This window comes from Streptomyces sp. NPDC101160, from assembly GCF_044768205.1.
In the GTDB taxonomy this organism is placed as follows: Bacteria; Actinomycetota; Actinomycetes; order Streptomycetales; family Streptomycetaceae; genus Streptomyces.
Window position 1 is genome coordinate 490863 of the sequence record NZ_JBIWPJ010000001.1, and the last position, 23974, is coordinate 514836.

The 23974-nt window shown below is 73.8% G+C and carries 17 protein-coding genes and 1 pseudogene; 10 read left to right on the forward strand and 8 right to left on the reverse strand.

All coding sequences use genetic code 11. The features are described from left to right. Positions 1–211: 211 nt before the first annotated feature. From ACIRSU_RS02210 to ACIRSU_RS02225, 4 genes are all read left to right on the forward strand, one after another. Entirely contained in the window at positions 212–1558 is a 1347-nt protein-coding gene (locus ACIRSU_RS02210; RefSeq protein ID WP_403788270.1) for a nicotinate phosphoribosyltransferase, read from the forward strand. A 30-nt stretch (positions 1559–1588) separates the two neighbouring features. Next, on the forward strand, positions 1589–2452 hold the full coding sequence (locus ACIRSU_RS02215) for a potassium channel family protein (protein WP_403788272.1): 864 nt from the start codon (positions 1589–1591) through the stop codon (positions 2450–2452). A gap of 244 nt (positions 2453–2696) precedes the next feature. Further along, positions 2697–2912 carry a hypothetical protein gene (locus ACIRSU_RS02220; protein WP_403788274.1) on the forward strand — a complete coding sequence of 72 codons (216 nt, stop codon included), beginning with the start codon at positions 2697–2699 and terminating at the stop codon, positions 2910–2912. Between the two features lie 106 nt (positions 2913–3018). Next, positions 3019–5094 (forward strand): FUSC family protein, encoded by a 2076-nt coding sequence (locus ACIRSU_RS02225; RefSeq protein WP_403788276.1) that lies wholly within the window; start codon positions 3019–3021, stop codon positions 5092–5094. 32 nt (positions 5095–5126) lie between these two features. Here the strand turns inward: ACIRSU_RS02225 and ACIRSU_RS02230 are convergent, their stop codons facing one another. The 3 genes from ACIRSU_RS02230 to ACIRSU_RS02240 all read right to left on the reverse strand — a co-directional run bounded on the left by ACIRSU_RS02230 (position 5127) and on the right by ACIRSU_RS02240 (position 9169). After that, positions 5127–7445 (reverse strand): FdhF/YdeP family oxidoreductase, encoded by a 2319-nt coding sequence (locus ACIRSU_RS02230; protein ID WP_403788278.1) that lies wholly within the window; start codon positions 7443–7445, stop codon positions 5127–5129. 154 nt (positions 7446–7599) lie between these two features. Further along, complete coding sequence (locus tag ACIRSU_RS02235) at positions 7600–8790, reverse strand: acyl-CoA dehydrogenase family protein (protein WP_403788280.1); 1191 nt, start codon at positions 8788–8790, stop codon at positions 7600–7602. A gap of 166 nt (positions 8791–8956) precedes the next feature. Then, complete coding sequence (locus ACIRSU_RS02240; RefSeq protein WP_403788282.1) at positions 8957–9169, reverse strand: hypothetical protein; 213 nt, start codon at positions 9167–9169, stop codon at positions 8957–8959. Between the two features lie 395 nt (positions 9170–9564). Between ACIRSU_RS02240 and ACIRSU_RS02245 the strand changes: the two genes are divergently transcribed. After that, positions 9565–11658: a SpoIIE family protein phosphatase gene (locus ACIRSU_RS02245; protein WP_403788284.1), complete on the forward strand. Its 2094-nt coding sequence runs from the start codon at positions 9565–9567 to the stop codon at positions 11656–11658. Between the two features lie 19 nt (positions 11659–11677). Continuing rightward, positions 11678–12688 carry a PHP domain-containing protein gene (locus ACIRSU_RS02250; RefSeq protein ID WP_403788286.1) on the forward strand — a complete coding sequence of 337 codons (1011 nt, stop codon included), beginning with the start codon at positions 11678–11680 and terminating at the stop codon, positions 12686–12688. A 4-nt stretch (positions 12689–12692) separates the two neighbouring features. On the opposite strand, the pseudogene ACIRSU_RS02255 reads toward ACIRSU_RS02250, so the two are convergent. From ACIRSU_RS02255 to ACIRSU_RS02265, 3 genes and pseudogenes are all read right to left on the reverse strand, one after another. Further along, a pseudogene (locus tag ACIRSU_RS02255) lies at positions 12693–12956 on the reverse strand (MFS transporter); the annotation flags it as partial. 250 nt (positions 12957–13206) lie between these two features. Beyond that, on the reverse strand, positions 13207–14598 hold the full coding sequence (locus ACIRSU_RS02260; RefSeq protein ID WP_403788288.1) for an NADP-dependent succinic semialdehyde dehydrogenase: 1392 nt from the start codon (positions 14596–14598) through the stop codon (positions 13207–13209). A 113-nt stretch (positions 14599–14711) separates the two neighbouring features. Then, positions 14712–15428 (reverse strand): ThuA domain-containing protein, encoded by a 717-nt coding sequence (locus ACIRSU_RS02265; protein ID WP_403788290.1) that lies wholly within the window; start codon positions 15426–15428, stop codon positions 14712–14714. 186 nt (positions 15429–15614) lie between these two features. On the opposite strand from ACIRSU_RS02265, the gene ACIRSU_RS02270 reads away from it, so the two are divergent. Then, entirely contained in the window at positions 15615–16421 is an 807-nt protein-coding gene (locus ACIRSU_RS02270; RefSeq protein ID WP_403788292.1) for a class II aldolase/adducin family protein, read from the forward strand. A gap of 11 nt (positions 16422–16432) precedes the next feature. Here ACIRSU_RS02270 and ACIRSU_RS02275 read toward each other — a convergent pair whose 3' ends face one another. Further along, positions 16433–17089, reverse strand: a complete 657-nt coding sequence (locus ACIRSU_RS02275; protein WP_403788294.1) for a TetR/AcrR family transcriptional regulator — start codon at positions 17087–17089, stop codon at positions 16433–16435. Positions 17090–17199: 110 nt separating this feature from the next. Between ACIRSU_RS02275 and ACIRSU_RS02280 the strand changes: the two genes are divergently transcribed. From ACIRSU_RS02280 to ACIRSU_RS02290, 3 genes are all read left to right on the forward strand, one after another. Next, entirely contained in the window at positions 17200–19824 is a 2625-nt protein-coding gene (locus ACIRSU_RS02280) for an FHA domain-containing protein (RefSeq protein WP_403788296.1), read from the forward strand. A 73-nt stretch (positions 19825–19897) separates the two neighbouring features. Then, positions 19898–20536, forward strand: coding sequence for a hypothetical protein (locus ACIRSU_RS02285; protein ID WP_403788298.1), 639 nt, complete (start codon positions 19898–19900; stop codon positions 20534–20536). Positions 20537–20754: 218 nt separating this feature from the next. Beyond that, positions 20755–21750 carry a serine/threonine-protein kinase gene (locus ACIRSU_RS02290; protein WP_403788300.1) on the forward strand — a complete coding sequence of 332 codons (996 nt, stop codon included), beginning with the start codon at positions 20755–20757 and terminating at the stop codon, positions 21748–21750. A gap of 816 nt (positions 21751–22566) precedes the next feature. Here ACIRSU_RS02290 and ACIRSU_RS02295 read toward each other — a convergent pair. Beyond that, positions 22567–23937, reverse strand: coding sequence for a streptophobe family protein (locus tag ACIRSU_RS02295; protein WP_403788302.1), 1371 nt, complete (start codon positions 23935–23937; stop codon positions 22567–22569). Between the last annotated feature and the right edge of the window lie 37 nt (positions 23938–23974).

Consider the following 23974-nt stretch of genomic DNA (forward strand, 5'->3'; position numbering starts at 1 on the left):
TGTTCATGATCGAACCGCGTCAGTCTGCCAAACCTCCTCGACCGACCGGCACCGGGCCTCCGGACGGCCCGCGAGCGCGGGCGAGTCGGCCGGCCGCGCCCAGACCCGGGTGGTGAGAAAGCCGAGGAACCGCCCGGCCCGCGCGGCCTCCGCGAAGCCGAGGTCGACCCGTCCCCGTGCGGGGTGCCGGCCGGCCGCGCATGATCGAAGCATGTCCCAGGTCACGACCACCGACCTGTACGAGGTCACGATGGCGCTCTCGTACCTGCGGGAGGACATGCGCGCGCCGGCCACCTTCAGCCTGTTCGTGCGGGAGCTGCCGCCGGGCCGCGGATTCCTCGTCGCCGCAGGGCTCGAACCGGCCCTCGACTACCTCTCGCGTTTCCGGGTGGGCCGCGCCGACGTGCAGGAGTTCGCCGACGTGCTGCGCCGGCCCGTCGAGGACCTCGAACCGCTGCGCGGCCTCTCTTTCGAGGGGCAGGTCCGCGCGGTGCCCGAGGGACGCCTGGTCCTCGCCGGTGAGCCGCTCCTGGAGGTGACCGCGCCGCTGCCGCAGGCGCAGCTGGTGGAGACGTACCTGCTCTCCCTGGTCTGCCACCAGACGGCGGTGGCCTCCAAGGCGGCCCGGTGCGTGCTCGCCGGCGCCGGGCGCCCGCTCGTCGACTTCTCCCTGCGGCGCGCGCACGGGGCCGAGGCCGGCATGCAGGCGGCGCGGCTCGGTGCCCTGGTCGGCTTCGCGGGCACCAGCAACGTCGCCGCCGCCCACCGCTACGGCATCCCGGCGGCCGGCACCATGGCGCACTCGTACGTGGAGAGCTTCCCCTCCGAGGAGACGGCGTTCCGTGCCTTCGCCCGCACCCATCCGGGGCCGGTGACCTTCCTGGTCGACACCTACGACACGGACCGCGGGGTGGCGACCGCGGCGCGCGTGCTGTCCGACCTGGGGCTCGGGCCGGGGTGCGCGATCCGTCTCGACAGCGGGGACCTCGGCGCGCAGGCCCGCCGGGCGCGGGCCGCGCTGGACGCGGCGGGGCTCGGGGACGTACGGATCATCGCGAGCGGCGGTCTGGACGAGTACGCCGTCGACCGGCTGGTACGGGACGGGGCGCCGGTCGACGCGTACGCCGTGGGGACGAAGGTCGGCACCGCCGCCGACGCACCGTATCTGGACGCGGCGTACAAGCTCGTCGAGTACGACGGGCGGCCGGTCATGAAGCTTTCGGCGGCGAAGGCGACGGCGCCCGGCCCGAAGCAGGTCTTCCGCGGGCCGGGCGCGCGGGACGTGATCGGTCTGGCGAACGAGGAGCCGCCCGGGGGCACCGAGCCGCTGCTCGCGACCGTGATGAGCGGCGGGCTGCGCACCGGGCCGCCCGACACCCTGGCGGCGGCCCGCGCCCGCTTCGAGGCGGATCTCGCCGCCCTGCCGGAGGAGGCCCGGCGCATCGAGGACCCGGTGGCCCCGGCGCCGGAGGTGTCGGCTCGCCTCACGGCCCTGGCCAGCGTCGTACGCCACCGGATGGGGAGCCGGACCGGCGCCGGACGTGGCGAGCCGGGCTGAGGCGCGGGGCCGAGGAAGGAGCGTGGCGGGATGACGTGGGCGCTGTCGCTGGTGGGGGCGGCCCTGGTGCTGTTCGTGCTGCGCGACGTCTTCCACACGCTCTGGCACCCGACCAGGCACGGCGGGCTCAGCCGGCTGGTGATGCGGTCCGTGTGGCGGCTGTCGTCCCGGCGCGGGGATCGCCTGCGGCCGGCCGGTCTCGCGGGCCCGACCGGCATGATGATCGTGGTCGCCATCTGGGCGCTCATCGTCGCCGTCGGCTGCGCCCTGATGTACTGGCCGCACATGCCGGACGACTTCTCGTACGCCGCCGGGCTCGCTCCCGGCTCGCACGCGGGTCCGCTCGACGCGCTGTACGTCTCTCTCGTCACCCTGGCCACCCTGGGCCTCGGCGACATCGTGCCGACCTCGGGCTGGCTGCGCGTGCTCGCCCCGATGGAGGCCCTGGTGGGCTTCGCCCTGCTGTCCGCGACCGTCGCCTGGATCCTGGGCGTCTACCCGGCCCTCGCCCGGCGCCGGGCGCTGGCCCTGCGCCTGTCCCATCTGCGCCGCAGCCGCGCCACCGGCCGGGCCCTGGACACCGACGGCAGCGCCGCCCTGCTCGACGCCCTCGCCTCGGCCGTCTCGATCGTCACGGTCGACTTCCTGCAGTACGCCGAGTCGTACTACTTCTACGACGGCGAGGAGCACATCGCGCTGCCCGCCCAGCTGACCTACGCCACCGACCTGGCCGACCAGGCCGCCCGGGCCCGCCACCCGGACGTCCGGGTCTCCGGGGCGGCGCTGCGGACGGCCCTGGACGACCTGGCCACTGTGCTCGACGCGCGTTTCCTGCGTACGGGCGAGGCCCCGGCGGGCGTCTTCGCGGCGTACGCGGCCGACCACGGCCGCTGAGCCGGACCGGACAGGGCAAGGCGGAGAGCGGGGCGCAAAGGAGGAGGAGGGGCCCATCCGCTTCTCGCGGATCCTGATTGTGCGGTGCACGGCTCGAAGCCGCTTCTCCGCGTCCTCTCGGAAGGGGACCCCTCCTCACCCTCAGCAAAGCACCGGTCGGCGTCCGGCGCCACACTGTGCGTCCGGCTCAGTCCCGGGCAACCGCTCCAGCGCGGCGGCCGCGTCGGTACGGCGCGCGACCTCCGTGAGGGCGCGCGCCATCACCGAGCCCGGCTCCCGGGCCGCGACCACGAGCCGGCTGCTGCCGGTGCGCCGCCAGGCGCACGCGGTGGAGCCGTTCCCGTTCGACGGACCGGCGATGCTGCGCGGTCTGGCGTTCGCCGACGGCCTCGCCGTCGTCCCGCCCGGCGGCATCACCGCCGGAACCGCCGTCGAGGTGCTGGAGACGCCCGCACCGTGACCACCGGAGACGCCGCCATGGAGACCACCGGCATCATCCGCCACCGGGCGGCCGCGAAGGCCGCTGCCTCGTCGGCGCCGGGCGCGACCGCGACGGCGGCCGGCCGGTGACCGCTCCGGAGTACGGCGCCGGTGCGGCGGACGGGCTCCGCCGGGTGGCCGCGAGGACCGCCGCGGCCTTCGCGGTCCGCGCGCTCGCCGCCGTGCACCGCACCGGGCCGCTCGCCGTCGGCGACGTCGCCGTGGTCGCGGCCGTCTCCTGCCCGCACCGCGCGGACGTGTTCGCCGCCTGCGAGCGCCTGGCCGAGGGCCCGAAGCACGAGGTGCCGATCCGGAAGCACCAGCTCTTCGCGACGGCGAAGCGGAGGGGGTGGGCGCATGCTGACGGCCCGCCAGGCACGGCACACGGGTGGTATACACCGGCTATGTCCCGTTTGCGCCGTCCGCTCGCCGCGGTGACCGGGCCCGCCCGGCGCCGTTCGGCCGCCCGCATGCGGCGCGCGCTCTCGCCTCGGGGCGCGCTCGCCCTGCAGAGCGTCGACGGCGCCCTGTCCTTCGCCCTGCGCGCGGCAGCGGCGATGGCCTTGCCGGCGGTGCCGCTCGCCCTGGCCGGCCGGGCCGACGCGGCCGTCTACGCCATGCTGGGCTCCTTCACCACCACGTTCGGCCGCAACCTGCCGTACGGGGTGCGGGCCCGCGTGCTCGCCCTGGTAGCCGTGGCGATGACGGCCTGCGTCGCCGGCGGTTCCGCGCTCGGCGCCTGGGCTCGGCCCCAGGACGGAGGAGCGGGCGCCGCGCTGGTCGTCACGGCGACGGCCCTGGTGGCCGGGGCCGCCAAGTTCGCCTGCGACGCGGCCCGTCTGAGCGGCCTCGGGGCCGTCCTGCTGCTGTTCTCCTTCGCCGTCGCGGCGAACGGCTCACCGGACCCGTCCGACGTCCTGCCGCACACGGGCCTGGCCGCGGTGGGCGCGACCGTGGCCTGGCTGCTCGGCGTGTCCGGCCGGCTCGTGCATCCGGACCGCCCGCAGCGCCTCGCCGTCGCCGCCGCGCTCCGCGAGCTCGCGGACCTGCTGGAGGCGATCGGCGCGGGCGAGGGCCACGGGCTCGCCCGGCACCGGGCGACCGCTGCCGTGCTGCAGGCGTACCGGACACTCGGCCTGCTCCCTCCCGCGGCCGCCGAGCGGGGCGGCCAGGGCGACACCTGCGTCCGTCTGACCGATCTCTCCTGGTCGCTGCTCATCGGCTCGGCCCGCCGCCCTCCGGCCGACCCCACCGGCCTGGCGGGGCAGCTGCGCCTCCAGGTCCGCCTGCTGGTGAGCCGCCGGGCCGGGCAGCGGGAGCTGCCCGAGCTGTCGCAGGCGTCCGCGGCCGGGCGCGGCAGCGCGCCCTCCGGCAAGGGCCCCGATCCGGCACCCGCCCGCCCCGCCGACGAACTGCGTGCGGCGGAACTCCTCGCGGGCCATGCCCACGGACGCACGACGGTCCTTCTGGTGCCCGCCCTGCGGATGGTCCTCGGCACCGGCCTGGCGGGCGGGGCGGCCCTCGCTCTGGGACTCGGCCACGGCTATTGGGCGGCGATCTCGGCCGCGGCCGTGCTGCACTCGGTCAATGTGCGCACGGCGGCGCAGCGGGCCGTGCAGCGCACCCTGGGCACGATCGCCGGCCTGGTCCTCGCGCTCGGCATCCTGGCCACGCACCCCGGCCCGCTGGTGCTGGTCCTCGTGGTCGTGCTCCTGGAGTTCCTGCTGGAGTACGTCGTGGCCCGCAACTACGGACTCGGCGTCGTCTTCCTCACTCCGCTGGCGCTGCTGCTCAGCGACCTCGCCGCGCCCGCGCCGGCCGGGACCCTCGTCGAGGACCGGGCCCTGAGCAGCCTCCTCGGCATCGCCGTCGCGCTGCTCTGCGCGCTCGTGGTGGTGCACGACCGGGCGGCGCTGCGGGCGAAGCGCGCGCTGACGGCGTGCACCGAGGCGTCCGGGCGGGCCGAGCGGGCGCTGGCGGACCGCGACGAGACGTCCTTCCCGCACGCCCAGACGCGCCTGGCGGCCGCCGTGGTGGAGCTGCGCGAGGCCGACGACGCGGCGGCGGGCGAACTCTGGCCCGCGGAGATCGATCCCACCGAACTGGCCGCCGCGGAGCAACGCGCGTACCTCCTGCTGGAGCGGCTCGTACGGGGGCGCTGACCTCGGGTACGAGCCGCTCGAAGGGCGTCGGCTCAGGCGGCCGGGCTGATGGTCACCTTCAGATGCTTCATGATCGGCTGGTCGCTCTGCGTGCTGTAGTCGCCCAGCGCGCAGAGCACGTTCATCTCGGGCATGTAGCCCGCCGCACAACCCCGCGGAATGTCGTACGGGACCGCGAGATAGCCGTGGAGACGGCGCTGTCCGCCGTCCCTGGCCGTGCTCGTGATGTCGACGGGCGCCATGTCCTCGATACCGCGCTCGCGCATGTCGGCACGGTTCATGAAGACCAGGGTGCGCAGGTTCCTGATGCCGCGATAGCGGTCGTTGTCCGAGTAGATCGTGGTGTTCCACTGGTCGTGCGAACGCATCGTGCCCAGCGCCAGCGTGCCCGGCTCCGGCACCACGTCGGGCAGCCGCGCGGTCGAGAACTCGGCCTTCCCCGAGGGGGTGAGGAACACCAGCTCCCGGGCCGGCTGCTTGATCCGGAAGCCCAGCGGCAGCCGCACCCGCCGGTTGAAGTCCTCGAAGCCGTCGAGTGCTTTGGCCATGGTGTCGCGGATCCGGTCGTAGTCCTCGATGTACCACTCCCACGGCGTCTCGCTGTCCGGCAGCGCCGCCCGGGCCATGCCCGCGACGATCGCCGGCTCGGACAGCAGGTGCGGCGAGGCGGGCCGCTTCATGCCGACCGACAGGTGCACCATGCTCATCGAGTCCTCGACCGAGGTGCTCTGGACGCCCTTGCGCTGGTGGTCCTTCTCGGTGCGGCCGAGGCACGGCAGGATCAACGCCTGCCGCCCGTGCACGATGTGACTGCGGTTCAGCTTCGTGCTCACCTGCACGGTCAGCTCGCAGTTCCGCAGCGCCGCGTACGTGACCGGGGAGTCCGGCGCCGCGAGCGCGAAGTTGCCGCCCATGCCGACGAACACCTTGACGGCGCCGTCCCGCATCGCCTTGATGGTGCCGACCGTGTCCAGGCCGTGCTCACGCGGCGGGTCGATCCGGCAGACCCGGGCCAGCCGGTCCAGGAACTCGGGGCTGGGCCGGTGGTCGATCCCGCACGTCCGGTTGCCCTGGACGTTGCTGTGGCCGCGTACGGGAGAGGGGCCCGCCCCTTCGCGTCCCAGGTTGCCGCGGAGCAGCAGCAGGTTGACGATCTCGCGGACGGTGTCCACGCCGTGCTCGTGCTGGGTGAGCCCCAGACACCAGCTGACGATGCTGCGGTCGGCCTCCGCGTACGTACGGGCCGCCTTGAGCACGTCCTCGCGGCTGAGTCCCGACTGGTGCTCGATCTCCTCCCACGACGTGCCCTCGCACAGCGCGCGGTACTCGTCGAAGCCATGGGTGTGGCGCTCGATGAACTCCTGGTCCAGCGCCTTCGGGTCGGTGACCGACTGCTCCATGATCGCCTTGGCCATCCCGCGCAGCAGCGCCATGTCGCCGCCGATGCGTGGCTGCAGGTTCAGCGTGCTGGTCTTCGTCGAGTGGAGGGTGGCCATGTCGCGGAAGTCGTGCGGGATGATGGCGCGCGTGGCCGCCGCCTCGATCAGCGGGTTGACGTGCACGATCCGCGCGCCGCGGTGGTACGCCTCCGCGAGCGCGGTCAGCATCCGGGGCGCGTTGGACGCGGCGTTGACGCCGAAGATGAACAGCGCGTCGGCGGTCTCCCAGTCCTTGAGGTCGACCGTCCCCTTGCCCGTGCCCAACGATGCCTGCAGGGCCCGGCCGCTGGCCTCGTGGCACATGTTGGAGCAGTCCGGCAGGTTGTTGGTGCCCAGCTCGCGGGCCATCAGCTGGTACAGGAAGGTCGCCTCGTTGCCGAGCCGGCCCGAGGTGTAGAACGACGCCTCGTTCGGGTTCTCCAGCTCGCGCAGGGTGCGGCCGACCAGCTCGAAGGCGTCCTTCCAGCTGATCGGGACATAGCGGTCCGAGTCCGGCTCGTAGACCATCGGCTCGGTCAGCCGGCCCTGGTCCTCGAGGTCGTAGTCGCTCCACTCGGCCAGCTCGGTCACCGTGTGCGCGGCGAAGAACTCCCGGCCGACCCGCTTCCTGGTCATCTCCCAGGTGACGTGCTTGATGCCGTTCTCGCAGATGTCCAGATGGAGACCCTTGGTGTCGTCCGGCCAGGCGCAGCCCGGACAGTCGAACCCGGTGTTCTCGTGGTTCATCTTCATGATCGCCCGGGGCCCGTCCAAGGGCAGGGCGCCTTCGCGCAGCATGAACCGGGTCACGCTCTTCGCCGCGCCCCAGCCGGCGGCGGGGTGGTGGTACGGGTGGAACTCCGGGTCCCCTTGGGGAACGGGGCCGACACGGGGCTCCAGAGCGGCTTCCGGCTCGTCCTTCTCGACGGTCACGGCACTCAACCCTTCCCAGCAGGGGCGCACGGGCGCGCGGGGGGACCTACGACACCTTCGAGCAGGCTAAGTCCGCCCCTCGGGCCCCGCCATTCGGCCCGCCGCCGCCCCGCCACCGCCGCCCCCGCCGCCGGAGCAGGCGGCGATCGGCCGGTCAGCGGCGGACGCGGGGCATGCCCAGGCCGATCCAGGAGATGATCTCGCGCTGGATCTCGTTGTTGCCGCCACCGAAGGTGAAGATGACGGCGGAGCGGTAGCCGCGTTCCAGTTCGCCGTGCAGGACCGCGCCGGCCGAGCCCTCCTTCAGCGCGCCGGAGGAGCCGGTGACCTCCATGAGCGAGGCGTAGGCGTCGCGGCGGGCCTCGGAGCCGTACACCTTGACGGCGGAGGCGTCCTGCGGGGTGAGGGTGCCGTGCTGGACGGCGTTCACCATCTGCCAGTTGAGCAGCTTCATCGCGTCGAGGCGGGCGTGGGTGCGGGCCAGGGTGCGGCGGACCCAGCCGAGGTCGAGGACCCGGCGGCCGTCGGCGAGCTTGGTGTCGGCGGCCCAGCGCTGCACGTCGTGCAGGGCGCGGATGGCCATGGTGCCGTGGGCGGCGAGGGTGACGCGCTCGTGGTTGAGCTGGTTGGTGATCAGCCGCCAGCCCTTGTTCTCGTCGCCGACCCGGCGGGAGCAGGGCACGCGGATGTTCTCGTAGTAGCTCGCGGTGGTGTCGTGGGAGGCGAGGGTGTTGATGAGGGTGCAGGAGTAGCCGGGGTCGCTGGTCGGCACGAGCAGCATGGTGATGCCCTTGTGCGGCGGTGCGGCGGGGTCCGTGCGGACGGCGAGCCAGACCCAGTCGGCGGTGTCGCCGTTGGTGGTCCAGATCTTCTGCCCGTTGACCAGGTAGTGCCCGGTGGTCTCGTCGCCCTCGCGGACCGCGCGGGTCTTCAGCGCGGCCAGGTCGGTGCCGGCGTCCGGCTCGCTGTAGCCGATCGCGAAGTCGATCTCGCCGGAGAGGATCCGGGGCAGGAAGTACGCCTTCTGCTCGTCGGTGCCGAACTGCATGATCGTCGGGCCGACGGTGTTGAGCGCCATCAGCGGCAGCGGTACGCCGGCCTGGGCGGCCTCGTCGAAGAAGATGAACTGCTCCATGGGCGTGAGCCCGCGGCCGCCGTACTCGGTCGGCCAGCCGACGCCCAGCCAGCCGTCGGTGCCGAGGCGGCGCACGGTCTCGCGGTAGAAGCGCTTCTGGGCGGCGGGGTCGGCGTACCGGGCGTGGACGTCCTCGGGGACGAGCTCGGCGAAGTAGGCCCGCAGCTCGGCGCGCAGGCGGTGCTGGGCGGGCGTGTACTCGAGGTGCATGGCGTCTCCCGTGGCTCGGGCTCGAGGCGTGCGGCGGCCACGGTAGAACGTGTTCCAAAAATGCGGAAGGCCCGCGCACCGGCCGATGGCGTACGGGCCCTTCCGCCCCGCTGGGCGACTCCCAGGGTTGTCCGGGATGAGAGGGATGACAGGGACGTCAGGAGTGTCAGGGGAGGAGTTCGTCCATGCAGGCGCGGGCCCCCTTCTCCGCCATGCGGCGCTCCGCCCAGGCAAGGCTCTTCTTGTTCACGTCACGCCCGGAGGCCAGGATCAGGTCCTCGGCCGTGAACTCGCCCTCGGACCCGGCGTGGAGCAGCGCGTCGGGTGTCGGGCTGTCCCCCCTGAGCGTCTTGGACGTCTTGTCGGCTTCTCCGCTCATGCCGCCTCCTCGTGTTCCGCACGCTTCTGCAGGCACTCGCCATTCTCGTGGCCGGGTCCCGGTCCCGCACGTCGGTACGGCGCCGAGCCGCGCCGAGGGCCCAACCGGTCACGTTGCGCAGACCCTCGGTCACCGTCGGCGACGGGACCGCCCTCGAGGCGGTTTCGCGCAACTCCTCCTACGAGCTACCGAGTTGCCGATGCGCGAGCGCGGCGAGCAGGGCGCGGAGCCGGGGTCGCCGGGGGCGGCTTCGCGGACGTCCGCGCCGGGCGCCCGAGCGGGTCCGGGGATACGGCAGGGCGGGGACGGCTGGACCGGGCCATTCTGCCGAATCCGCCCGGGTGGGCGTGTCGCCGCCATGGCGTACGGGGGGTGCCGGTTCGACAATGGGGAGGATGACCGATGACGAGCTGAGCGCGCACGGCGGCGAGATCAGGCCGGCCGAGCGCCTCGCCATGAACCGCACCGGCAGCTTCGACTGGGACCTCGACACCGGCACCATCGATGTCGACGACGCGGGCCTGCTGGTCTTCGGCCTTGCCCAGGACGAGTTCGACGGGCGGCCCGCGACCCTCATCCGCGGTCTCGACCCGCAGGAGCGGGTCCGGCTTGAAGGCGTGGTGCGGCACGCGATCACCGGCGGCGAGAACTCGTACTCGGCACACGTGCGGATCGAGGCGGCCGACGGGACACCCCAATGGACGCACATCCAGGCCCGGATCCTGCGCCGGGACGACGGGCGGGCGCACCGGATCGTGGGGATCGCACGGGACGCGACGGCCGAGGTGACGCACTCGGCCTTCGTGATGGACCTGGAGAAGCGCCGCGAGGTGCAGACGAGCATCGTGGAGCGGACGACGCACGCGCTGTCGCGGGCGGTGACCGTGGACGACGTGACGGCCTCGCTGACCGGCCCCGGCGGGCTCGCCCGGCTCGGCGCCGACGGTCTGGTCCTCGGTCTGGTGGAGAACGGCTCGCTGAACCTCATCGCGCTCAGCGGCGAGACCCTCGAGGTCCTCGACGACTTCCGCAGCCGCCGCCTGGACCGGGGGCTGCCGCTCGCGGAGGCGGTGCTGAGCGGACGGCCGCGCTTCGTTTCCTCGTTTCAGGACCTGGGCCGGGACTTCCCCGAGCTGGCCCCGTACGTGCTCCGGATGCCGTTCCGGTCGGCCTGCTATCTGCCGCTGATCGCGCAGGCCCGGGCGCTGGGCGGGATGGTGCTGTTCTACCGGCGGCCCAGCTCGTTCAAGTCCGACGAGCGCAACCTGCTGCTCGGTCTGGCGGCGATCGTGGCGCAGTCGCTGCAGCGGGCGATCCTCTTCGACGAGGAGCGGGAGCTGGCGACCGGCCTGCAGGCGACGATGCTGCCGCGCCGGATCCCGCAGATCAAGGGCGGCGAGATCGCGGTGCGTTATCACGCGGCGTGGAGCGGGCGGCAGGTCGGCGGCGACTGGTACGACGTGATCCCGCTGCCGCGCGGGCGGGTCGGGGTCGTCGTCGGCGACGTGCAAGGTCATGACACGCACGCCGCCGCGATCATGGGCCAGCTGCGGATCGCGCTGCGGGCGTACGCGGGCGAGGGCCACGCCCCGTCGACGGTGCTCGCCCGGGCCTCCCGTTTCCTCGCCGAGCTGGACACCAATCGCTTCGCGACCTGCACGTACGCGCAGGTGGACCTGGCCGGCGGCACGGTGCGCGGGGTGCGGGCGGGGCATCTGGGGCCGCTGATCCGGCACACGGACGGACGGGTGGGCCGGCCGAAGCTGCGCGGCGGGCTGCCGCTGGGGCTCGCGACGGTCTTCGGGGAGGAGGAGTTCCCGGAGACCCGGCTGGACCTGGTGCCGGGCGAGACGCTGGTGCTGTGCACGGACGGCCTCGTCGAACAGCCGGGCACGGACATCGAGACGGGTCTCGCGGCGCTGGCGGAGGCGGTGAGCAGCGGCCCGCCGCAGGCGGAGGCGCTCGCGGACCACCTCTCCGAACGGCTGTGGGAGCGCTGGGGTTCGGGCGACGACGTGGCACTGCTCGTGCTGCGCCGCACACCCGACCCGGGGACGCCCCGCGCGCCGCGCATCCACCAGTACATCCACCAGGCCGATCCGCAGGGCCTGTCGGACGCCCGGGCGGCCGTGGGGCAGGCGCTCGTCGACTGGGGCATGCCCGAACTCGCGGACGACGCCGAGCTGTTGACCGGCGAGCTGCTGGTCAACGTGCTGCTGCACACCGAGGGCGGCGCCGTCCTCACCCTGGAGGTGCTGCCGGAGCCGGTGCGCCGGGTGCGGCTCTCGGTGCAGGACCGGTCGAGCGCCTGGCCGCGCCGGCGTACCCCGGGCGAGGCGGCGACGTCGGGGCGCGGGCTGCTCCTGATGGACGCGATCGCCGCACGGTGGGGCGTGGAGCCGCGCGGCGAGGGCAAGGCGGTGTGGTGCGAGATCGGCCCCGCGCCGTCGAACGGCCCCGCCGACGGTGTCCCCGTCGTGGCGGACTGAGCGAAGGACGGTGCGGCCGATGGACCCGGTGGCGGCCCTGGACCGGATCGCGTTCCTCCTGGAGCGCGCGCAGGCACCCACGTACCGGGCCCGCGCCTTCCGTACGGCCTCGGCGGCGCTGACGGCCCTGGGCCCCGACGAGGTGGCGCGGCGCGCGGCCGCCGGCACCCTGGAGTCCGTCAAGGGGATCGGCCCGAAGACGGCGGCCGTGGTGCACGAGGCGCTGGCCGGGCGGGTGCCCGAGTACCTGGAGCACCTGGAGAAGGAGATCCCGGTCCCGGAGGCGGCGGGCGGCGGGACGCTGCGGGCCGCGCTGCGCGGCGACTGCCACATGCACTCGGACTGGTCGGACGGCGGCAGCACCATCGAGGACATGGGCGGCACCGCGGCCCGGATCGGCCACGAGTGGACCGTTCTGACGGACCATTCGCCCAGTCTGAAGGTGGCGCGCGGCCTGTCGCCCGACCGGCTGCGCGAGCAACTCGACGTGGTGGCCCGGCTGAACGAGCAGTGGGCGCCGTTCCGGCTGCTCACCGGCATCGAGTGCGACATCCTGGAGGACGGTTCGCTGGACCAGGAACCGGAACTCCTCGACCGCCTCGACGTGGTGGTGGGCTCGGTGCACTCCAAGCTCCGGATGGACTCCCGGGCGATGACCCGGCGGATGGAGCGCGCGGTGCGCAACCCGCTGATGGACGTCCTCGGCCACTGCACCGGCCGCCTGGTCAGCGGCGGCCGGCTGCGCCCCGAGTCGGAGTTCGACGCCGAACGGGTCTTCGCGGCCTGCGCGGAGTCCGGCACGGCGGTCGAGATCAACAGCCGTCCGGAGCGCCTCGATCCGCCCCGCCGGCTGCTGCGCGAGGCGGTGGCGGCAGGCGTGTACTTCGCGATCGACACGGACGCGCACGCGCCGGGCCAGCTGGGGTGGCAGATCCTGGGCTGTGCGCGGGCGGAGGAGTGCGGAGTGCCGGCGGAGCGCGTGATCAACACCTGGCCGGCGGAGCGGCTTCTGGCATGGACGCGGAGCTGAACCGCTACCCGTCCGGAACGCGAACGGTCCGGCCCGACAGCAGTACGGCACAGGCCGCGAACGTCAGAAGTCCGCCGGCGAGAAACGTCGCCCGCACGCCGGCGTGCGGCAGGATCAGGCCGCCGAGCGCGGCTCCGGCGGCGATGCCGGCGTTGTGGGCCCCGGAGTTGGCGGCCAGGGCGAAGTCCGTGCGGCCGGGGGCGCAGTGGAGCATGGCGTGCTGGGTGGCCATGAAGACGGGTCCGAGGGCGGCGCCGGTGAGCAGCAGGGCCCGATCGGCAGGTTCTCGGCGGTGTTGAGGGTGAAGGCGGCCGGCATCAGCGCGCCGGGCACCGCCGCCCGCCGCCACGCCGCCGCCGGCCGCCGGAGCTCCCCGGAGCCGGTCCCGGTCCTGACCCCGGCCTCGCCCATGGCCCTGTCCATGGGGCCGGCTCATCGGGCCTGCCGCTCCCGCCGCAACCGAATTCAGCGGTCGGGGATGGGGGCTCAGGCCCGATTCGGCGGTCGGGGGCGATGGCTCAGGCCCGCTGCCAGACCGTGGTCGCGTTGCAGAACTCGCGGATGCCGTGCCCGGACAGCTCGCGCCCGTATCCCGAGCGCTTCACGCCGCCGAACGGCAGCGCGGGGTGGGAGGCGGTCATGCCGTTGACGAAGACGCCGCCCGCCTCCAGGTCCCGGACGAAGAAGGCGATGTCCTCGTCGTTCCGGGTCCAGACGTTCGAACTGAGCCCGAAGGGCGAGTCGTTGGCGACGGCAACGGCCTCCTCGATGTCGGCGACCGGATAGAGGGTGGCGACCGGGCCGAAGGCCTCCTCGCGGTGGATGCGCATGGCCGGGGTGATGCCGGTGAGGACGGTCGGCTGGTAGAACCAGCCGCGCGGGAATCCGTCCGGGCGGCCGCCGCCGCACAGCACGGTCGCGCCCACGGAGACGGCGTCGTCGACGAGGGCCTCCAGGTCGACGCGGCCCTGTTCGGTGGCGAGCGGGCCGACGTCGGTGTCCTCGTCGAGCGGGTCGCCGACGGTGAGGGCGTTCATGGCGGCGGTGAAACGCTCGGCGAAGTCGTCGTAGACGGCCTCGTGGATGATGAACCGCTTGGCGGCGATGCAGGACTGGCCGTTGTTCTGCACGCGGGCGGTGACGGCGGTCTTGACGGCCCGGGGCAGGTCGGCCGAGGGCATCACGATGTACGGGTCGCTGCCGCCGAGCTCCAGGACCGTCTTCTTCACCTCGTCCCCCGCGATGGCGGCGACGGAGCGGCCGGCCGGTTCGCTGCCGGTGAGGGTGGCGGCCGCGACGCGGGGGTCGCGCAGCACCTCCTCGACGGCGCCGGAGCCGATCAGCAGGGTCTGGAAGCAGCCCTCGGGGAAGCCGGCGCGACGGAAGAGGTCGCCGAGGTAGAGGGCGGTCCGCGGCACGTTGGAGGCGTGCTTGAGGAGGCCTGTGTTGCCGGCCATCAGCGCCGGCGCGGCGAACCGGATCACCTGCCAGAGCGGGAAGTTCCACGGCATGACGGCGAGGATCGGGCCGAGCGGCCGGTAGTGCACCCGCGCCAGGTCGGCGCCCGAGTCCCGGACGTCGCGCTCGGCCGGCTGCTCGTCGGCCAGCAGCGCCTCCGCGTTCTCCGCGTACCAGCGCATGGCCTTGGCGCACTTGGCCGCCTCGGCGCGGGCCGCGACGATCGGCTTGCCCATCTCGGTGGTCATGGTGCGAGCGATGTCCTCGGCGTCCTCGTCGAGCAGCTCCGCGGCGGCGCGCATCAGCCGGGCGCGCTCGGCGAAGGAGGTGGTGCGGTACTGGCGGTACGCCTCGTGGGCGGCGCCGATCCGCCGCTCGACCTCCGCGGGCCCGTGGGCCTCGTACGTGCGCAGCGTCTCGCCGGTCGCCGGATTCACGGTGGCGATGCCCATGTCGTCTCCTCGTGGCCTGGAGCCCCTCGCGCGCGATCTCCCCCACGGTCAACGTCTCGCGGACCGGGCCCGGCCGCAATCGGGGCGGGACGGCGGAGTGACCGGCACTCGCCTCACGCGCGGCGGGCCACCCAGCGCAGGGCGCCGTCGAGGTGGGCGCGGAAGGCGGGATCGGCGTACGACTCCGAGCTGTGGCCGAGCGCGGTGAACAGCACCCGGCCCCGGCCGGGCACGGCCTCCCGGCACCACACCAGGGGGTGGTCGGCGCCCATGGTGCCGCCGCGGTAGCTGGTCTCGTCGGCGCGGGCGAGGACGTGCGCGCCGGTGGACCGCGGATTGGCGGTGAAGTCGTACCACTCGTCGGTGCACTCCCAGCGCGCCGGCAGCGCGGCCGTCGCCGGGTGGCCGTGGTCGTCCACGCGGACGGTGCCGGGCTGCAGCTCGGGGTGGCCGTCGAAGCGGGTGCCGAGCAGCTCGCCGTAGAAGGGCCAGTCGGGTTCGGCGTTGGCCGCCGCGTGCACGGCGAGGACGCCGCCCCCGCCCCGTACGTACGCCTCGAACGCCGCCCGGCCCGCGTCGGTGAGCACCGTGCCGGTGGTGGAGAGCAGGACGACGGCGGCGCAGCGGGCCAGCCGGCCGGGCGTGAAGGCGGCGGGGTCCTCGGTGGCCTCGGCGGCGAGGCCGGCGGCGCGGGCGAGTTCGGCGAGGGCGGCGGCGCCGGCGGGGATGGAGTCGTGACGGTAGCCGGCGGTGCGGGTGTAGACGAGGACGTCCACGGCGTCACGGGTGGTGCGGGTTTCGCGGGGGTCGCGGGTATCGCTGCTGGGCACGTTGTGTTCTCCCCTGTCTGCCGATGAGCGCCGTGTCATTAGCGTTCTATCAGCAGGCGCCGCGCCGGTAAGCGCTTTCTCCTGCTTCGGGCCCACCCCCCGCCTGAGCGGTGAGGTCATTGTCGTAACGGATACACCTCTGTATCTTTTGGCGCGCCCGCACACCCGATGCCGCCGGAGGCCCCCATGAGCACCCTGCCGCCCGCCCTCGCCGCCGCCGTCGGCCCGCTGCCGGAGGGCGTCACGCTGCCGCTGCCGCCGCGCTTCGACTCGGTCGAGGAGGAGCGGCAGTACCGCAAGGAGCAACTGGCCGCCGGCTTCCGGATCTTCGGCCGGTTCGGCTTCTCCGAGGGTGTCGCCGGACACATCACGGTGCGCGACCCGGAGGCCCCGGAAACCTTCTGGGTCAACCCGTTCGGCATGAGCTTCAACCAGATCAAGGCGTCCGACCTCATCCGCGTCGACCACGACGGCCGGGTGCTCGACGGCCGGCGCCCGGTCAACCGGGCCGCCTTCGTCATCCACTCCAAGGTGCACGCGGCCCGGCCCGACGCGATCGCCGCCGCGCACTCGCACTCCCTGCACGGCAAGGCGTTCTCCAGCCTGGGCGTACCGCTCGACCCCATCACCCAGGACGCCTGCGCGTTCTTCGAGGACCACGGGATCTACGACGACTACCGCGGCGTCGTCAACGAGCTGGAGGAGGGCGAGCGCGTCGCCAAGGCGCTCGGCGCGTACAAGGCCGTGATCCTCAAGAACCACGGTCTGCTCACGGTCGGCCAGTCGGTCGCCGAGGCGGTCTGGTGGTTCGTCACGATGGAACGCTCCTGCCAGGCCCAGCTGTTGGCGATGGCCGCGGGGACCCCGCAGCTCATCGACCGCGAGACGGCGCTGCTCACCCGCGGCCAGATCGGCACGCCACTGGCGGGATGGTTCCAGGCCCGTCCGCTGTGGGACCAGATCACGGCCTCGGACCCGGACCTCTTCGACTGACGCCCAGGGGCTTACGAAGTCGCCGGAGCCGTCGGGGCCGGCGGGGTCGGCGGAGCCGACAGCACCGGGCGGGTGGCCGCCTCCAACAGCGGGGCCAGGAAGTCGCGTTCGAGGCTGCCCGGCGGCAGCTCGCCCGGTTCGACGTAGCTCTGGGCGAGTCCGCCCTCGCGCAGGGCCACGATCAGGCGGGCGAAGCGGTCGGCGTCCACGGTGAGTTCGCGGCCCGCGCGGCCGAGGACCAGCTCCAGGCCGCGGGCGAGTTCGGCGCGCAGCCGGGCCTCGTGACGGGCGAGCGCCCGGGCCGCCTCGGCGTCGCGGATGGCGTGCAGGGTGAACTCCATGCTGACCAGGTACCAGTCGCGCTCGTCCGGCTCGACCCGCGCGGCGAGTTCGGCCAGCCGCTCCAGGGTGTACTCCTCCGGCGCGAGCGCGTCGATGGACTCGGCGAGCCGGTGCACGATCCGTTCGCCGTGCTCGTCGAAGAGGGCCAGGAAGAGCTCTTCCTTGCTGGCGAAGTTCGAGTAGTACGCGCCGCGCGTGAACCCGGCGCGCTCGCAGATCTGCTCGATCGACACCGCGTGGAAGCCGTGCTCGGCGAAGGTCTCCAGGGCCGCCCGCAACAGGGCCGCGCGGGTGCGGGGACGGCGGTTGGTGACACCTTTCGGCACGGGTGGCTCCTCCTTCGGGCCCCCGCCCGGGCGGCCGGGGGTCGGTCGGCCGCCCACGATACCGGCGGCCCGGCCGGGCGCGGTCCGGCCGCCGACGATAGGATTCAGGCATGGGAGAGCGGCCCGTCGCGCCCGCCGCACCCGAACTGGTCCTCGAGATCGACGGGGACGCGACCGTGATGAACCCGGGTCGCGTCTATCGGATCGGACGCGACCCCACCAGCGACTTCGTGCTGGCCGACGCCCGGGCGTCCTGGCACCACGCGGTGCTGCGCGCGGTCGACGACCACTGGACGCTCGAGGACGTCGGCAGCACCAACGGCACCTTCGCCGACGACCACCGAGTGGGCCTCAGTATGGTCGGCCCCGGCACGGTCATCCGCTTCGGCCACCCCGCGGAGGGACCGATGGCGGTCCTCCTCGCGGCCGCGCCGCCGGAGCCCGTACGGGAACAGCCGCCGCCCCCGGAGCCCGTACGACACGAGCCCCCGGCGCCGGAGCCCGTACGGGAACAGCCCGCGCGCCCCGTACCCGTACCGCCGGGCCCCGTCGCGCCCGAGCCCGAACCGCCCGGCCCCGTCGCGCCCGAGCCCGAACCGCCCGGCCCCGTCGCGCCCGAGCCCGTACGGCCCGGACCCGTACCGCCCGCGTCCGCGCAGCCACCACCGCGCCCCTCCTCCGTCTCGTATCCCGCCCTGACCGGCACCTTCCGGCAGCCGACCTCCGTCCGTCCGCTGCCCGCGCACACCGTCCGCATCGGCCGCGCCGCCGACAGTGACCTGGTGGTCGACGATCTGACCGTCTCGCGGCGGCACGCGGAACTGCGGGCCGCGCCGGACGGCACCTACTGGATCCACGACGTCGGCAGCCACAACGGCACCTTCCTCAACGGCCGTCCCGTCACCGAGGCGCGGGTGACGGCCGAGGACATCATCGGCATCGGGCACCACGCGTTCTGCCTCATCGGCGGGAATCTCGTCGAGTTCACCGACACCGGCGAGATCTCGCTCGACGTGCAGGAACTGGCCGTCACCGTCGACCACGGCCGCAAGACGCTGCTCGACGGCGTGTCGTTCCCGGTCGGGGAGAAGTGCCTTCTCGCGGTCGTCGGCCCGTCCGGCGCGGGCAAGTCGACCCTGCTCGGCGCGCTGACCGGGCAGCGGCCGGCCGACCGGGGCACCGTGCTCTACGACGGCCGCGACCTCTACCGCGACTACGCGGAGCTGCGCCAACGCATCGGCCTGGTCCCGCAGGACGACATCCTGCACCTCCAGCTGACCGTGCGCCGGGCCCTCGGTTACGCCGCCGAGCTGCGCTTCCCCGAGGACACCGCGGCCGCCGAGCGGCGCGCCCGGGTCGACGAGGTGATCTCGGAGCTGGGCCTGGAGGAGCGGGCCGGGCAGCCGATCCACAGCCTGTCCGGCGGTCAGCGCAAGCGGGTCAGCGTGGCCCTGGAGCTGCTGACGAAGCCCTCGCTGCTCTTCCTCGACGAGCCGACGTCCGGGCTCGACCCGGGCATGGACCGCTCGGTCATGCACATGCTGCGCGGGCTCGCCGACGACGGGCGGACGGTCGTCGTCGTCACGCACAGCGTGCTCAGCCTGGACGTGTGCGACCGGCTGCTCGTCCTCGCGCCCGGCGGCCGGGTGGCCTACTACGGTCCACCCGGCGACAGCCTGGACTTCTTCGGCTTCCCGCAGTGGCCGGAGGCCTTCGAGGCGTTCGAGAACGACCGGGAGCGGGACTGGGCGGCCCAGTACCGGGTCTCGCGCTTCCACCACCGCTACATCGAGGAGGCCACCGTACGGCCGCCGTCCGCACGGCCCGGGGCGGGCGCGGCGCTGCCAGGCGCACCGCTGCCGGGCGCACCGCCGGGCGCACCGCTGCCGGCGGGGGCCGCGCCGCCTCCGCCGCCGAAGGCGCAGAGCTGGGGTTCCCAGCTCCGTACCCTCGTACGGCGGTACGCGGCGGCGCTGTCCGCCGACCGGACCTTCCTGGCGATCATGGTGGCGCTGCCGTTCATCATGGGCGCGATGGCCCGCGCCCTGTCCGGGGGACGGCTGGACGCCGAGACGACGTTGAACGTGCTGCTGATCCTCTGCGTCGGCGCCGTCCTGACGGGCGCGGCGAACGCGGTGCGCGAGCTGGTGAAGGAGCGCAGCATCTACCGCCGCGAGAGAGCCGTGGGCCTGTCCCGCTCCGCGTACCTGATGTCCAAGGTGGTCGTCCTCGGCTCCGTCACCGTCGTACAGGCGGTCGTGCTCACGCTCGTGGCGCTGATCGGCGTGCCGCTCGGGGCGCCCGACGGCAAGGGCGTGCTGATGCCGCCGCTGCTCGAACTGACGCTGGCCGTCGCGCTGCTCGCGTTCACGGCGATGATGCTGGGCCTGTTCGTGTCGGCGCTGGTGCGCAAGGAGGAGGTGACGATGCCGTTGCTCGTCCTCCTCGCGATCGTCCAGGTGGTGTTCTGCGGCGCGCTGCTGAACGTGCGCGGCACGCCGGTCCTGGAGCAGCTGGCGTGGCTGGTGCCGTCGCGGTGGGCGTTCGCGGCGATGGGCGCGACGATCGACATCGGCGCGATCGTGCCGGACGAGAAGACGGCCGATCCGCTGATGCACCACACGGTCGGCGCCTGGCTGTTCGACATGGGAATGCTGGTGGCGCTGTGCCTGGTCCTCGGTCTCGTGGTGGCCCGGCTGCTGCGCCGGCACGAGCCGGTCGTGATGCGGAAGTAGGCGTAGGAAGTTGGCGGGACAGGCGGGACAGGCGGGATCGGCGGACAGGCGGAACTGGCGGAGGTAGGTGACCGTGGTCGCTGTGGATGGCGTGTCGGAGTACGTGCCGGACTTCCGGCCCACCCATGTGGTGCCGCGCGACGGGCTGCCCGCCTGGGAGGCGCCCGATCCGGCGCTGCCCACGGCGCCGCTCGACGCGTTCCTGCCGGTGCGGCTGCTCGACCGGGTCGGCGACTGGGGCCAGGTGCTGTGCTCCAACGGCTGGTCGGCGTGGGTCGACGCGCGGCTCCTCGTCTCCGTGCCCACCGATCCGCCCGCCGCGGGCCGTGCGCTCGCCCGGACCGCCGATCCGCGCCCGCTGATCGCGCGGGCCGAGGACGCGCTGGGCCGTTACCGGCGGGCGGCGGAGGAGCTGGCGGCGGGACGGGCGGACGGCGAGACGTTCCGGCAGCGGACCCGGGGCCTTCGGGTGGGGATGGTGGTCGACGGGGAGGCGGTGTGGCTGTACGACGCGGAGCACGAGCGCTGGGTGTTCTGCGACGGCCGGGGGCTGAGCACGTACGCGGCCTCTTCGGCGCCGTCGGCGGCGACGCCGCCCACCGAGGCGGCGCACGAACCGACGCAGGTGGTGCCGCGGCTCGGCGCCGACGGCCCCGGGGCCACCCAGGTGGTGCGGGAGCAGCCGGCGGGCGGGCCGGGTGAGGCCGGATGACCCGGGCGCCGGGCGGCGGAACGGGCGCCGTGGGTGGCATCGGCGGCACCGGTCGTGGTGTCGTCGGCCGTGGTGCCGACCGCGGTGCCGGCCGTGGCGGCAACCAGGGGTCCGGGCCGGGTGCCGACCGTGGTGCCGGCCGTGGTACCGACCGTGACGCGAACCGGGGTGCCGGCCGTGGCGGCAATCAGGGTGCCGGCCGTCGTGCCGACCGTGCCATGGACGCCGACGGCGCGCTGCCGGCCGGGCGCGAGTCGGGGCTCATCGGGAAGCGGGTCGCCGGCTACGTCGTCGAGGCCGAGATCGGGCGCGGCGGCATGGCCGTCGTCTACCGGGCGCACGACCTGAACCTGGACCGCACGGTGGCGCTGAAGCTGCTGGCCCCGGAGCTGGCCCGCAACGACACCTTCCGCAAGCGCTTCACGCACGAGTCCCGGGTGGCGGCGGCCATCGACCACCCGCACATCGTGCCGGTGTTCGAGGCGGGCGAGACGGAGGGTGTCCTGTACATCGCGATGCGGTACGTGCCGGGGCAGGACCTGCGGGCGCTCCTCGACCGCGAGGGACGCCTGGAGCCGGTGACGGCGGGACGGATCGCGGTGCAGGTGGCCTCGGCGCTGGACGCGGCGCACGCGCACGACCTGGTGCACCGGGACGTGAAGCCCGGCAACATCCTGGTGGCCGAGGGCACCGACCGGGACCATCCGGAGCACGTCTACCTGACCGACTTCGGCCTGACGAAGAAGTCCCTTTCCCTGACCGGGTTCACGACGGTGGGGCAGTTCGTCGGGACGCTCGACTACGTGGCGCCCGAGCAGATCTCGGGCAAGCCGGTGGACGGCCGCTGCGACGTCTACAGCCTCGCCTGTGTGGTCTTCGAGACGCTGACGGGCGTGCCGCCGTTCCGCCGGGACGACGACATGGCACTCCTGTGGGCGCATCAGTACGACCCGCCGCCTCCGCTGTCGGAGGAGCGGCCGGGGCTGCCGGAGGCGGCCGACGCGGTCTTGGCGAAGGCGCTGGCGAAGGCTCCGGAGGAGCGGTACGGGACGTGTCTGGAGTTCGTCGCGGAGCTGCGGGCGGCCGTGGAGCGGGGCCTGCGGTCGAAGTCGACGGCGGTGGTCGGGACGGCCCCCGCCGGCAGCGGGAAGTGGCCGCAGGGCCCGCCGCCGGAACCACCGGCCTGGGCGCGCCCGGTGTTCCGGGAGCTGTGAGGGCCATGCCGACGTTCCGGGAACTGTGCGGGCGGTGTTTCCGGGAACTGTAACGGTGTGGTGCGCGACAGCTGTCCTGTGCCGCTGAAGGTTGAGCGCACGTCACCGACTCCTTGAGTGACGCGGCGGGGGTGCACGTACCCTCGACGACATGGGTGACGTTGTTCCGCTGCTAGGGATCTTTGGTGGTTTGGCCACAGTGCTCGCTGCCCTCGTGTGGCTGGCGCGCCACGTTCGGCGCCGGGGCACAGCGGGCGCGGCAGTCGGCGCGGCGTTGGCCTCGTGGGAGGAAGCCTGGCGTGTGGCTGCTCACGAGTCCCACTGGGAGATCAAGGCGCAGGCGGAGCGTCAGGCCTCGGTGTTGTCGCCTGACGGCTACGGGCCGAACAGCCGGCACGAAGCGAGGCCGAGTGCGCGGACCCGCGGACGCTCTGTATCTGGACCCCGCAGAGGAAGCATGGGGCTGCGCCGCCGGGGACAGCGATGGCGGCAACGCGGCTGATCTGGCCACTCCTGGCGGCGCGGACTTCGCGGTCCCCGGCGAGGCAGGACTGCGCCTGCACACTGGCCGATGTGAAGGGCGGCGCCCGAGGACGTCATCGTCTGGGAGGAGGCCCGCAAGCAGCAGTCCTCGGAGCGGATCTGCGTGGAGCACGCCAACGCAGAACACAAGCAGTGGCGGCCCCTCCAACGCTGGAGCGGGCGCCGCGAATACTACGACGAGACCCATCTGGCCATCGCCGGACCCGTCTCCGACCGCACCGGCGATGCGGTGATCACCCATCAGCCGAAGCGCCAGGCCGGCACGGCCCGGCCTCAGTCCTGCTTCTGCGGCGGCGGAGAGGTCTCGACCTCGCCGCGGCGGTGGACGGGCTTGGCCAGGAGCCCGCCGAGGAAGCCGGCGACCAGGCCCCAGAGCAGGGCGAGGCCGACGGTGGTCCAGACGTTCGGGCGCAGCAGGACCGTGCCGCCGAGCGCGTCGAGGTCGCCGATGCCGATGACCGACAGGCCGAAGTGGGCCTCGACGAGGGTCAGCGGGGTGACGACGAGCATCGCGACGGCGAAGCCGATGCCCAGGTGGAGTCCGTGCCGCCAGGGCGGGACGCGGGCGGGCGAGCGCGTGGCCATGACGAACGCGGCGCCGAGCACGAGCACGGCGGCGACCGGCAGCAGCCACCAGGCGCGGGCGTCGTAGGAGGCGAGGGTGGACAGGTCGACGGTCGACAGGTCCTTGCCGCCGTTCCCGCCGCGCAGCACCTCGTCGAGGATCTGCGGCATGGGAAGGCCGAACGGGCCCTCGGCGCGGCCCTCCCAGGAGCCGCCGATGCCGATGCCGAGCGCCAGCCAGGTGACGTTGGGCAGGCCGAGCAGCAGCACGGCGAACGTCTGGGCGGCGTGCCCCTTGGTGGCGGCGACGACCAGGCCGATGACGAGGCCGATGAACACGTAGGCGAGCAGTAGGAGCAGCAGCGCGGAGGCGGCGGGGCGGACGGCCTGGTGGTGGCGGACGAACCGGGCCGGCAGGGGGGTGCGGCGGGAGACGAGGAGGGCGACGACCAGGACGCCGAGGATCCACAGCAGGCCGTAGAAGAGGGTGGGGCCGTAGTCGGTGCGGAAGCCGACGCTGGGGTTGGTGGCGTCGAGGAGGCCCTTGAACAGGTCGGCGAGGTCGCCCGTCGTCGTGGCTTCCTGGTCGGAGCCGCCGAGGCTGATCGGGAAGTCGTGGCGGGCGAGGGCGGAGACGCCGGCGAGCGCGGCCAGCCAGAGCACGACGGTGGGCACGGCGAGCGCGAGCAGGTCGCGGCCGCGGGCGACGGCGTGGTGCCGCAGCGGGCGCAGGAACAGGGTTCCGGCGACGAGTGCGCCCACCAGGGTGACGGTCAAGGGCATGGCGGTGAGTTCGGCCTGGGTGCCGGCGAGGTCTCCGGCCTGGCCGGAGAGGCCGACCTGGCCGCCGGAGGCCATGACGACGACCGCGGCGGTGACGGACGCGAACGCGCCGGCGCCGCCCGGCAGGTCGCCCGCGCCCGCGGCCCAGAGGCCGAGGGCGGCGGTGACGCCCATCGCGACGAAGCCGGCGACGACGGTGCCGAGTGCCGCCGCCAGGTCGCGGGCGAAGTGCTCGCCGAGGTCACCGGGGGCGGACCGGCCTTGGGAGGTGGGGAGCCGCGTGCTCACCCTGCCCACGCTAATACGGGCGGGTGCGGTCCGCTTGCGGGCTGCA

What these genes read in the sequence shown, in the direction of transcription:
- ACIRSU_RS02210 (WP_403788270.1), top strand. Translation starts at nt 212, where the DNA reads ATGTCCCAGGTCACGACCACCGACCTGTACGAGGTCACGATGGCGCTC.
- ACIRSU_RS02215 (WP_403788272.1), top strand. Translation starts at nt 1,589, where the DNA reads ATGACGTGGGCGCTGTCGCTGGTGGGGGCGGCCCTGGTGCTGTTCGTG.
- ACIRSU_RS02235 (WP_403788280.1), bottom strand. Translation starts at nt 8,790, where the DNA reads ATGCACCTCGAGTACACGCCCGCCCAGCACCGCCTGCGCGCCGAGCTG.
- ACIRSU_RS02240 (WP_403788282.1), bottom strand. Translation starts at nt 9,169, where the DNA reads ATGAGCGGAGAAGCCGACAAGACGTCCAAGACGCTCAGGGGGGACAGC.
- ACIRSU_RS02245 (WP_403788284.1), top strand. Translation starts at nt 9,565, where the DNA reads ATGACCGATGACGAGCTGAGCGCGCACGGCGGCGAGATCAGGCCGGCC.
- ACIRSU_RS02250 (WP_403788286.1), top strand. Translation starts at nt 11,678, where the DNA reads ATGGACCCGGTGGCGGCCCTGGACCGGATCGCGTTCCTCCTGGAGCGC.
- ACIRSU_RS02260 (WP_403788288.1), bottom strand. Translation starts at nt 14,598, where the DNA reads ATGGGCATCGCCACCGTGAATCCGGCGACCGGCGAGACGCTGCGCACG.
- ACIRSU_RS02270 (WP_403788292.1), top strand. Translation starts at nt 15,615, where the DNA reads ATGAGCACCCTGCCGCCCGCCCTCGCCGCCGCCGTCGGCCCGCTGCCG.
- ACIRSU_RS02280 (WP_403788296.1), top strand. Translation starts at nt 17,200, where the DNA reads ATGGGAGAGCGGCCCGTCGCGCCCGCCGCACCCGAACTGGTCCTCGAG.
- ACIRSU_RS02290 (WP_403788300.1), top strand. Translation starts at nt 20,755, where the DNA reads ATGGACGCCGACGGCGCGCTGCCGGCCGGGCGCGAGTCGGGGCTCATC.